At 55.3% G+C, this 10,284-nt stretch carries 7 protein-coding genes; 3 read left to right on the top strand and 4 right to left on the bottom strand.

Translation table 11 applies throughout. The features are described 5' to 3' along the window. Window positions 1-27: 27 nt before the first annotated feature. The 3 genes from N5096_RS15740 to N5096_RS15730 form a co-directional block, all read right to left on the bottom strand. Window positions 28-1,413 (bottom strand): orc1/cdc6 family replication initiation protein, encoded by a 1,386-nt coding sequence (locus tag N5096_RS15740; RefSeq protein ID WP_267665739.1) that lies wholly within the window; start codon window positions 1,411-1,413, stop codon window positions 28-30. Between the two features lie 144 nt (window positions 1,414-1,557). Next, window positions 1,558-2,558 (bottom strand): IS630 family transposase gene (locus N5096_RS15735; protein ID WP_267665738.1). Its coding sequence is split into 2 segments (ribosomal slippage): window positions 1,558-2,066 and window positions 2,066-2,558, totalling 1,002 coding nucleotides; the frame shifts between segments, so codons are not numbered across the junction. Between the two features lie 675 nt (window positions 2,559-3,233). Then, entirely contained in the window at window positions 3,234-5,399 is a 2,166-nt protein-coding gene (locus N5096_RS15730; protein ID WP_267665737.1) for a type B DNA-directed DNA polymerase, read from the bottom strand. Between the two features lie 380 nt (window positions 5,400-5,779). On the opposite strand from N5096_RS15730, the gene N5096_RS15725 reads away from it, so the two are divergent. Further along, a complete protein-coding gene (locus tag N5096_RS15725; protein WP_309243317.1) occupies window positions 5,780-6,328 on the top strand; it encodes a DUF7342 family protein in 549 nt (182 codons plus the stop codon). Further along, window positions 6,325-6,807 carry a toxin-antitoxin system TumE family protein gene (locus tag N5096_RS16685; protein ID WP_464387815.1) on the top strand — a complete coding sequence of 161 codons (483 nt, stop codon included), beginning with the start codon at window positions 6,325-6,327 and terminating at the stop codon, window positions 6,805-6,807. Before N5096_RS15725 ends, N5096_RS16685 begins: the two co-directional genes overlap by 4 nt. 774 nt (window positions 6,808-7,581) lie before the next feature. On the opposite strand, the gene N5096_RS15720 is transcribed toward N5096_RS16685, so the two are convergent. Next, on the bottom strand, window positions 7,582-8,391 hold the full coding sequence (locus tag N5096_RS15720) for a hypothetical protein (RefSeq protein WP_267665735.1): 810 nt from the start codon (window positions 8,389-8,391) through the stop codon (window positions 7,582-7,584). A gap of 369 nt (window positions 8,392-8,760) precedes the next feature. On the opposite strand from N5096_RS15720, the gene N5096_RS15715 reads away from it, so the two are divergent. After that, window positions 8,761-9,720: a DUF5694 domain-containing protein gene (locus N5096_RS15715; RefSeq protein ID WP_267665734.1), complete on the top strand. Its 960-nt coding sequence runs from the start codon at window positions 8,761-8,763 to the stop codon at window positions 9,718-9,720. The last annotated feature ends 564 nt before the right edge of the window (window positions 9,721-10,284 follow it).

Genomic DNA, 10,284 nt, shown 5'->3' with positions numbered 1-10,284 from the left:
TTGCTCTACTGTTAGGTCAGGGGCAACCTACGAGAGAGTGCCGAAATCCTTCTCAGGGTAAACACGTACCTTTCCCTCAAAGAAGTCGTCTATCTGTGCGTTGACAACTGACTTGATAAGATCACCTTCGTTATCTGCTTCCTCGATCCGGATATCTGCTCGAAGGGTTTCAGCAACCACGCCAGGATTGTCAACGAACGTGTACTCTTTGTGAACGCCACTCCCGTAGCCACGTCCCCGCTTTTCTGATGTGACAAAATTGTATGTCTCTGCCTCACTCATATAGCGGAGATAGGAGTCGCGCGATTTTGTATCGGCATCAAGTAAGTCAGTAAGATACTGATACACACGGTACGCGACTGTGCTGGGAACGGCGTTCAGGTTGCGTTGTGAGTAGACGGGGACGATTGCAGTAGCGTAAAGCGAGAGCTTCTTTTGGGTCGACAGACCCTGCATTTGAGTCAATGTCCGATCCCGTTCCGCTTCTTTCTGGGCATCGCGAACGTGTCCTTCATCAACCGTATCTTCGTTCTCTCGGTCCGCAATCTCGCCTGCTTTCCGGAATAGATCGATCGCTTTCCGCGCGTCGCCGTGATCCTGTGCCGCAAACGCTGAGCTAAGTGGAATAATACCGTCTTCAAGGACATCGTCCCGATACGCATCACGACGTCGTCGTAGAATAGATTGTAGTTGGTCCGCATCATAGTCTGAGAAGACGACGTCTTGCGGATTGAACGAGCTCTCAGCCCGGCCGTCAAGGTTCTCCATGAATCGGGGATCGTTCGTGAGCGCAGCAACGGACACGTGCCCCTCGATTTGACCAAGTTGTGATGCCCGAGAGAGTTGATAAAGCAGCTTTGAGTAAGCTGGTTCCTCGTTCGGGTCCCGCTGTCGTCCCACCAGGAGGTCAATCTCATCCAAGATGATAATGACCGAGTCGAAATTGTTACTCAGGATCTCATAGAATCGGCTGAGTTTCTGGTCTGTCGAGACGCCACTCTGCGGAACACCGACTTCGACGTCGGCTTCATTAGCGGCGTTTTCTACAAGACGATAGACAGCCCTATCGTGCGATTTGATTGTCTGACAGTTGATCTTAATAACGCCAAAACGGTCATCTTGGGCGTTCGCGAGTTCAAGAACCTGCTGACAGACCGCATTGATGATGAGTGACTTCCCCGTCCCCGATGGGCCGTAGAGAAGCATATTGGGCGGGCGGTTCCCCTGTAATGCCGGTCGGAGATAGGTGATGATGTCGTCCAGCTGGTCATCACGACCGACGATCCGGTCCTCGTCGATGACGGCATCCGGGTCAAGAAGACCCTTATCTCGAAAAACCGAATTCTGAACGCCCTCTTGGAGGCGACCTTTGATAGATTGTGAGAGGGACTGTTGATCGTCGCCGTCAGCCATATTTGCGCAGTTAGGTCGAAACTATAAATAAATATGGGTACCGTGTGCGAGATTAAATTTGCTGAATTCTACCGATACAGACTGTTTCTCGATGGGTGGACGAAATAATACCGTAACCACGGGCGAAATCAATTATAGTAAACGTTAGAAATAATTACTCACTTTTGGGATAGTGAGTTGATCAAGAGCGGTGTCGATCGCTGTTGTCAGTTCGTCGAGTGAGTCGAAGAAGCGGTTGCTGAGCGCTGCTTGGAGCTGTCTCCAGCATTCCTCGACAGGGTTCAACTCCGGCGAATATGACGGGAGCGTTACAAAGGCGAGGTCGTCACGGGCCGCGAGGTCCGTGACGGCCGATGCCTGAAAATACGGTGCTCCATCGAGCACGATGATCAAATCATCTTCAAATTCTTCACATAATGCTAAAATGAAATGTCTCGCGTGATCGGCGGTAATATACTCGGTGAGACGAGAGAAAAAGCGATCTCCGTCCTCGGTGATCGCGCCTAACAAGCACGTCCAGTCCCGTTGACCGGATAATTCGACGGAAGGCCGCGTGCCGCGCGGAAACCACGCGGCACGCGGCTCGACTTGGACCGATTTCTTGGTTTGATCGATACAAACTACTGTGGCGTCCATCTCTCGCCGCTTTTTTTGATCTCGTCGTGAAACGCTTCTTGGTCGTCTTCGTCGGATTCAGCAGCTGAACGGCGTGGTTTTTGATAGCTCAATCCCGCCTCTTTCAACAACCGCCGACAGCTCGGGAGTGAATACTCGACGCCGTACGTTTCTTCGAGAAATTCTTTGACAAGCGCCGGCGTCCACGCCGGCGCGTCAAAGCCGATCTCTTCGGGTGATTCGTGGACTGTTTGTTCAAACTCTTTTTGCTGTTTTTCTGAGAGTTTTCGCTTTCGACCAGATCGATGAGCATCAGTAACGGCCTGTTCAAGCGGCTCGTCCGTATCGAATCGTTTGAGCCAACTGTAGATCGTTCTTCGGCCGGTATTGTGCCACTCGGCAAGTTCAGTCTGCGTGACGCCGTTTTTGTACGCGATCGCAGCTAACAACCGTTGCGTCGGTTTGTTTCCGTCAACGTTGTCAAGTGCGTCTTGGAGTTCTTTGACGGAGATCTTGTCGAGATGATCCATTAGATACTATACTACTCTCTGAGCAGAAAGTTCTAACGACTACTATAGTCGTAGTGACCCCCCGTGTGCGATATGAAATGTCGATCAGGCCATCGAACAGCTGTCGACGTCGAGGCAAGACAGAAGAACTCAGCGGAGGTACTCCCCGTGTGCGAGATGAAACATTAGACGTATTCTCGACCGGATGTGCCGAAAATATCTCTTGAATGTCCCGAGTAGAGTCTGATCTCGTCGATAAGTCACCCCCACACCCCGTGTGCGATATGAATTTGACGAGAAGGTAGGCACGGACGAACCATCCAAAGATGTCGGAATTCGGTGAGAGAGTCCACGAGAAGACGATAAACCGACAGAGACGTTCAGCTCACGAAGGAATAAAGCCCCGGACAAGTTCGGTTATATCACGAAACATACTGTTTCGTTTTAACCGACTTTAGGCCCATTGCGGCTATGGTTGACAGAGCGGCTATGTAAAGGTTTCCAAAATATAGCCTGTCTTGATATCGATGTCTTTGAGGCTTCTTCTCCGTAAAATCGCGGATTCCCGATGTTTCATGGTCTCTCTCCCCGATCACCCCTCCCCACCATCTTCGCAATTTCATATCGCACACGGGGTGTGGGGGTTCGACCTCAAAGGAATCTTAGGTAACCAACAAATCCACTCCGCTGTGTTGGTTAACTGTTCTCTGTGCTCGCGTACGCTGCCAACTTCGGGACCCGCGTCTCCGTGAGTTCTCGACGGATCTCCTCTCGATCCCAGCCAAGCGGTGACAGCACACTCTCGACAGCTCTGACGAGTTGCGTCTCGTAGTACGACGCATCGTACGACTCGACCTCCTCGTGAGTCAACGCGACCCGTTCTCGCGAGCTTTTCTCGTCGTCGACGACCACGTACTCGATGTCTTGGCCTGGATGAACAGCGAGATCATGATCGCGAGCCCGCTTCAGCGCCGCCACGTTCTGGGTGTTCTGTGTATATCCTTCGAGTGGCTTGGAGACACGATTTCGTTCGACGAGTTGGTCAATCGGCACCGTTCCAGTGTGGAGACGCTTGATGGCGTCTTGGAGACAGTCGAGTACGGCGTCCGGAGATCGAGTCGCGTCGAACCGTTCGAGACAGTCCCGCTGGATGTCCTCGATAAACGACGGGGTCGACCGCTGGCGAGCCTCGATACCGCGTAACTTGAACTCGTCGTGGCCAGCCACCTTGCCGAAATACTTCGTGAGTGCACCGGCGTCACTCTCGCGCTGGGGAACAAACGCTACCCAGTCATAGTGGGCTTCGTGTTCGAGCCGAATCTCGACGCGCTCGGTGATCGCCGTCGCGAGCGCGTCGAGGTTTTCACGGTTCTCGTCGTCGACGTCGGGGTCCGGGGTCACCCAGATAGAGTCGACGATGCCGTGGACGACGCGCCAGCCGCCGTTCTCCAGCTGCTGTTTCGCCGTCAGCAGAATCTCGCGAGCGAACGCGTTGATTGCCTCGTGGCACTCGATACGACCGAACTTCGCGTTGCTGAATCCCTGATATCCGAAGCAAGCCACCAGGATCCACTTCAGCGCGCCCGACCGCCCCTCGAGTTCCGCCAGCCGGTCCTCGTCGGGGTCGTCTCGTTTCTTCTCGCGACGGATGGCCGCCTTGATCTCGTCGCGAGCGTCGATGATCGGCTGGAGCACGTCGACGAGGTAGCCTCGATCATCGCAGATTGAGTACCCGAGGCCGGGGACGTCCTTGTGGTCGCTGTGGCAGTCACACCGGATGACGTCCGGCGAGACATTCCGGGTACAGATGATGTTCGGATACAACGAGGAGAAGTCGAGTTCGTGGACGTTCTCGTGGAGGCCGACCTCGGGGGCGAAGATGAAGCCGCCGCGGTCGGCGTCGTGGAGCGTCCCCATCGGCTTGTAGAACTCGTGGCGCCAGGAGTTCCACGGGACTAGGACGCCGCGGTCGTGGGCCTCGCAGATCTGGATCGCCGTGAGCACGTTCCCGATCGACGCCCACGCGAGCTCCTGGACGGGCTTTTTCGAGCGCGACACGAGGTCGAGGATGCCGTCGAGGTTCGTCTCCCCGTAGAAGAACGTGTTCGACTCGTCGATGATCGCTCGACCGGGCACGTTGTACCGCGCCGGGGAGTGACCGACGCGGCCGTAGCTTGAGTACGTCGACCGGCTCGCGAGCTGCTGATAATCGATGTCTGGCCACCGACTCAGCGAGAAGTCGTCGACGCCGACGTCCACCGCCATCTCGTGGAGGGTCGGGACGATCTCGCTCGTCGAGCAGACGAGGATGTCTGGATCATGTGTTTCGATCGCCGCTTGGATGGTGGTGAGGATGTCTCCTGCTGACCCGGTAACAGTCTCGCCGGCAATTGTGAGCTCGCTGTACGTGTCTTGGCCTATCTCGGTGACTGGAACACCAAGCCGGAGTGTCGACAGCTCCGCCGTCGGCGTTGGATCGCAATTCGTCTCCAGACAGTACCGGAACTCCCGCGAGAAATCGACGTTGAAGCAGGCGAGATCGCCGACCGGATGCGCTGATAGTTGGCGTGCCTGTCGCGCAAGCGGTGTGACGCGGTCGACGTGGTTAACGTCGACAGCGAGAGCGGACTCGCCGTCACGACGAAATCCCGGCCGCCGGGATACGATCTCTGTCGCGACGACATCCGGGTGTCGTTCATATTGTTCGCGAAGTGGTGTGAGATCGATGTCGGTGTCAGGGTCACGTGGTGCGACGTAAAACCGGGGCGTGTAGTCGTCGCGTTCGGTCGCGGTCGCGCCGTCGTTGGTCGCCTCCCACTCGAGAACGCGACCATGATCAAAGAAATCGATTGTGAACGGCATTTTCGTAAGTCACCCACCTTCTCGTCTCTACACCGGAGTCTCGCATAATCGCCGGCGTGTCTGTTCCGGATTTCAGGGAATGGAGATCGTCTTGACAGAAACAGCGTACTCTCGCGAATTTTCTCTGCTAACCCAGCTTCCGGAATTGTTTCGCAGTTTGAGATCCGAACCTCTGAACACGCGTTAACCAACAGAACGACTGTTTCACAGATAATTGTTGGTTAATACTGCTGTGGACAGTCCTCCATATCTTGGATTTAGTGATCAATATACTACCCCACAGATTATTATACCGCTCTCCCGTTGGTTGGCACATAATGTCCGAGGAGCCGTCCCCGCCCCACCGAATGAGCCCGGATGGCGGCACTGAACACCGTGACGTGAACGATGTCGTCGAAGAGGAATGGATCGAGGAGACGACGCCCTTTGAACGAGTGTACGAAGTCATCTCTCGTGTGTACGATCCGCTGTCTGCAGCACAGGTTGCCGAGCGTGCCCGCGTCTCATCGACCACGGCGCGAAAGCACCTGCGAACGCTCGAGAGCGCTGGTGAGGTAACGACGTCTCAGGATGGTCAGACGACGCACTACCGACGGTCGGAAACAGCTATCGTCACTGAACACGCCCAGTCGCTCCTCGCGGAACGGACGCCCGAAGAGATCGCGTCCGGCATCGCTGATATGAAGGCGCAAATACAGGCGTGGCGCGAGGAATACGGTGTTGATTCACCCGAGGAATTCGCCCGAGAACTGGATATCGGCGACGCCGACAGCGACCACGGTGCGCTCCTCACGGAATGGCAAACGACGCGACGTAACCTCGCGCTCGCACAGGCAACACTCGCGATTGGCGAAGTGAGTCAAACTGGTCACCTCACTGGCACGGATACAGACGACGATGGCAATGACGATACATCTATCGTCGTATGACCGACGACGGAGACCCCGCTCACCATATTCAGCCAGACGAGCAGTCTGAGGTGTTTGGTCCCATCGACGCCGGGGCATTACGGGAGATACGAGACCTGTTCGTGGACCTTGAGCCGCTGGTCCAGACCGCGTCATTGGACGACCCACTGAATCCACAGACACTCTCGGTCGAACTATCTGATGGCGTCGGAGCGGCGTCAACCGCCCGGATAGACGTCCGGTGGAGTCTCACCGGGAACTACGCCGCACACTACACAGATTCCCGAGACCGAAATTTTCGGTTTGACTGTCACCCGAAACCCGACGCGCCGCGACGACACTTCCATTCACCCCCCGATGCCCCGAGCCGGCCCGTCGACCCATCTTGTATTGCTGTGTCTGAGACAAGCCTTGTAACGCGAGCGATTCTCCAGCGGTGGCGATACGCCTACACAAATGGAACATTCGAGGGACTCAATGACGCAGAAAATCCACCGTGATAGAGATACAAGCGCATACCTCTGTCTTTAGGCGGAGGTCAAGCGACACTCGGATTTGTTTTCTCCGTAATTTTATTACGGTGATGTACGTTATAGTAAGTAGTACGGAATCGGTGAGATGCCGACCCGAACCACAAGGGGCGGTGAACTGCGGTGGTTCACCCGGCAATGACACGGATTCCGATGGGGCGTTGTTGACCGCGCCGCAGCCCTATAAAGGGGAGAAACGAGAGTTTCGCCCGTATGTTTGCGGGTTCCCCTTGAGTGCGGGTTGGAACCAAAAGGTATCGACAGCCCGAATCCGGCGGACGGATTCCACGTCCTTCAGGGCGTGGAGGAGGTCAAATATTCCTCGCTGTTTAGAGACTACATGGTGTGTATGTAGTGCGAACCGAGGTTAATTTTCGGGAGATAGTGATCGCTCAGTACAGGGTACATATTTCGCACTCTGGCCAGTAGTGTATTGAAACGGAGTTCGTTACAATTACAGCAGTTTCAGACGGGATTAGTTGTAGTGAAACCGGGGACAGTACACTTGGATGATGGCCAGCCGCTAGGTCCTGTTAGTATGGCCTATATCTGAATTCGCAGGCACATTCTCTCGGTTGGTTCAGGATTTAGGTGGAGAAAATAACGTAGTTCCCGTTCTGACTACAGCCTCTATATTCAGCACGCGGCTTAGGATATATCAGCGTCGAAAGAGTTCAACAGAGCCTCGTGAGTACATCCCCGTCGCTGACAACCTCCTGGCCGGAAGCTCGTATAGGATTGTGGTCAGTCGGCCGCCAGATACGTCCGACACTCCTGCCGGATCACGTCAAGGGCAACCGGGGGCTCAACCTCGATGACAGAGCCAAACACCTCATGCCAGAGGTGCTCGTGAACACGTGTGGCCAACTGTTCAACTGTTACTGGGGGAGCAATTGTGGCTACAATCCGATCGAGACACGCTGGTGTCACGAACTCTGTGACAAGCGTCTCAAGATCTGTCTTATGCGGGACGTTGCTGGTCGGAGCAGTGTCAGGCCAGATAACGCCCCGACCGGTCGTCTTGTTGCGGACAACGACACCCGCAGCGGTCCTGTCACCCCACGCTGATGGTGGGACTGTGTAGGTCGTCGGATCAAAATCGCGGGCACGTCGCTCCCGGGCGATGGTGTTGACAGCTTCGAGCCCGAGTGTTTCGAAGATTGTGTCGACAGCATCTGGGGGCCGGTACTGCTCGGCGTCGCTAACCCACACATCGTGGCCCACAAACGGGGGGAGCTGATCCCAATCGTAGGCGAAACCGGTGGTAAACGTTGCGACACCATGAAAGACAACAGCGGACGGGTCAATGTCGGTCGAACGAAACGCCTCCCGATTGAACTGCTCGCGGACGGAGCGGACGGCGAGGCGGTACTGTGGTGGAAGCGCCTCCGGATCGTCATACACCGTGGTTCGGTCGCCGAACTGTAGCAAGCCGGACGGCTGCATCTGGAAGCGCAGGTGGCCGCCAGCAAGATATTCGGTAAGCCAAAGGTGGCCCGTGAGCACGCCGTCAGCAACCGCCGCAAGCGACGGAAGCGAGCCGAACTGATACATAGCTCCGTGTTCACGGACGAGCGCCTTAGTGTACCCACCTCCTACGTCTCTTTATGGGGGTGTCATCGAACTGTTGCTATGGTGTGGCTCTGTTAAAATCTCATTCTTCAGATAGATTCTTAGCTGAAACAGTCGGTCGATGAAGCTTGCGGACTGTGCGTTGATGATGTTATCGGATTAAATTGAGACACGGAGTGCCGTACGAAACACGTAGCGCAAACGTAGTGTCCGGTTTTTCATAACACAGGTATTGAGTATACAAACTAACGCCTTCGCAGTTCTAATAGCGGCTACGAGATCCGTTTCTTATGTTTCACGCCCTGAAACACGCAGTTAGGATAGAAGTCGTGTCCCGCCGATTTAGTCAACATGAAACTGGACTGTCAGCCGGACAGACGGTTATTTCTCGGAGCGACTGCCGCCGCAGTGACGGCTGGGCTCGCCGGATGTGCCACACTACAATCAGACACCGAAACGCCCGCTTCTGACGTTGCCGATCAGTGGCCGGACCCGAAGGACGGCCAGCGCGAAGTGATGCTTCTCGGGACGAGTCATCTGGCACAGACTCCTGGGGACACGGCCAACACCTATGCCACTGATCCAGGGGACATTCTTGGTGACCAGCGCCAACGTGAACTCGAGACACTGACTGATCGACTCGCAGAGTGGGATCCGGACCGGATTGCTGTCGAGGAGAGGGTCTCACAGCAGTCGGTCATCGATGATGCATACGCAGCATACCGTGACGATCCCGACACGCTGAGTGCTGTCTCCGGGTGGGAGCGGGACAGAAGCAGCGAAATCGCTCAGGTTGGGTTTCGACTCGCTGATAAGCTCGGACACGACTCCGTTGCCGCTGTGGACTACTTCCAAAGTCCTGCGGCGCTGTTCACCGATGAGGAAAGAAAGCAGTTGCCGGATTCGTTGGGACCCTTGCGTGTTGATCCCGACACCGTCGAATATCCGCTCCCGGATATAGCTGACCGGATCGAAGAGGAACAACAGCGTCTCGATGAAGGCTCACTGGTAGACCACTACAAGAGACTGAATACACTTGATGTGGGGTCGTACGCCTGGGGAAACGACCAGAATTTCTACGCGATCGCGTTCGAGAACAGCGAACCGGGAGACTATACCATGGTAAAGCTCATGACAGCGTGGACACAGCGGAACCTGCGTATTGCATCGAACATCTGGAACGTGCCTGAGGCGGATGACGAGCGAGTGCTGGTCGTCTACGGCGCGTCACACGTGCCGCAACTGGGACAGATACTGACTGGCGCGCCGATGATGGCACCGGTCAGTCCACTTTCGTATCTCGCGGACTGACACATACAATCTCTGTACTGAGCGATCCACAGGTCAGTCAACGAGGTGTGAGAAGAGTTCTATGACACCCTCCGTATCATAGAACTGTTTGTGCCCACCAACAGTTCTGATGGGATGAAAGCCTGCTAAGTCCCCAGCGTGCGTGAAGAGGTACTGGGGTGGTCAAAGGCCGATGATTCAACAGCGTCATAGAACGCGTGGCTCTGATTGGCCTGCCTGCCAAGGACGCACTATCATGGGAGGCCGCCCGGATGCTGACGGCATCCGGGCGGCGAGCCCGAATAGGTGTGGCTCCCCTCACGCACAAACCGCCCCACAGGAAGGGGTAGCTCGACGTACACCGCCTTCGAAATGAAGACCCCGTTATCGAGGTGAAATTTGACCTGAAGATGCTGAAATCTCTTCTTTAGGCATATTATTGTCTGAAACAGCTGGTCACTGAAACCTGCGTATTGGTCGTCGAGATCTCTATTAGCTCAGAGAGGTGTTCTGATTGCTGTGTTGAATAGATGCTGAGTCACGGTTACAGCGGCTCACACAGTGGTTCTATGTTGGTGATGGCGA

Origin of the sequence: Halorubrum yunnanense (genome assembly GCF_026586675.1) — an archaeon.
GTDB lineage: Archaea > Halobacteriota > Halobacteria > Halobacteriales > Haloferacaceae > Halorubrum > Halorubrum yunnanense.
Note: the sequence above shows the minus strand (reverse complement) of the source record. Positions and strands in the feature narration are given on the sequence as shown.

Bases quoted from the DNA above. Each gene is read 5' to 3' on its own strand.
- N5096_RS16685 (WP_464387815.1), top strand. From the start codon at position 6,325: ATGACCGACGACGGAGACCCCGCTCACCATATTCAGCCAGACGAGCAG.
- N5096_RS15715 (WP_267665734.1), top strand. From the start codon at position 8,761: ATGAAACTGGACTGTCAGCCGGACAGACGGTTATTTCTCGGAGCGACT.
- N5096_RS15740 (WP_267665739.1), bottom strand. From the start codon at position 1,413: ATGGCTGACGGCGACGATCAACAGTCCCTCTCACAATCTATCAAAGGT.
- N5096_RS15720 (WP_267665735.1), bottom strand. From the start codon at position 8,391: ATGTATCAGTTCGGCTCGCTTCCGTCGCTTGCGGCGGTTGCTGACGGC.
- N5096_RS15730 (WP_267665737.1), bottom strand. From the start codon at position 5,399: ATGCCGTTCACAATCGATTTCTTTGATCATGGTCGCGTTCTCGAGTGG.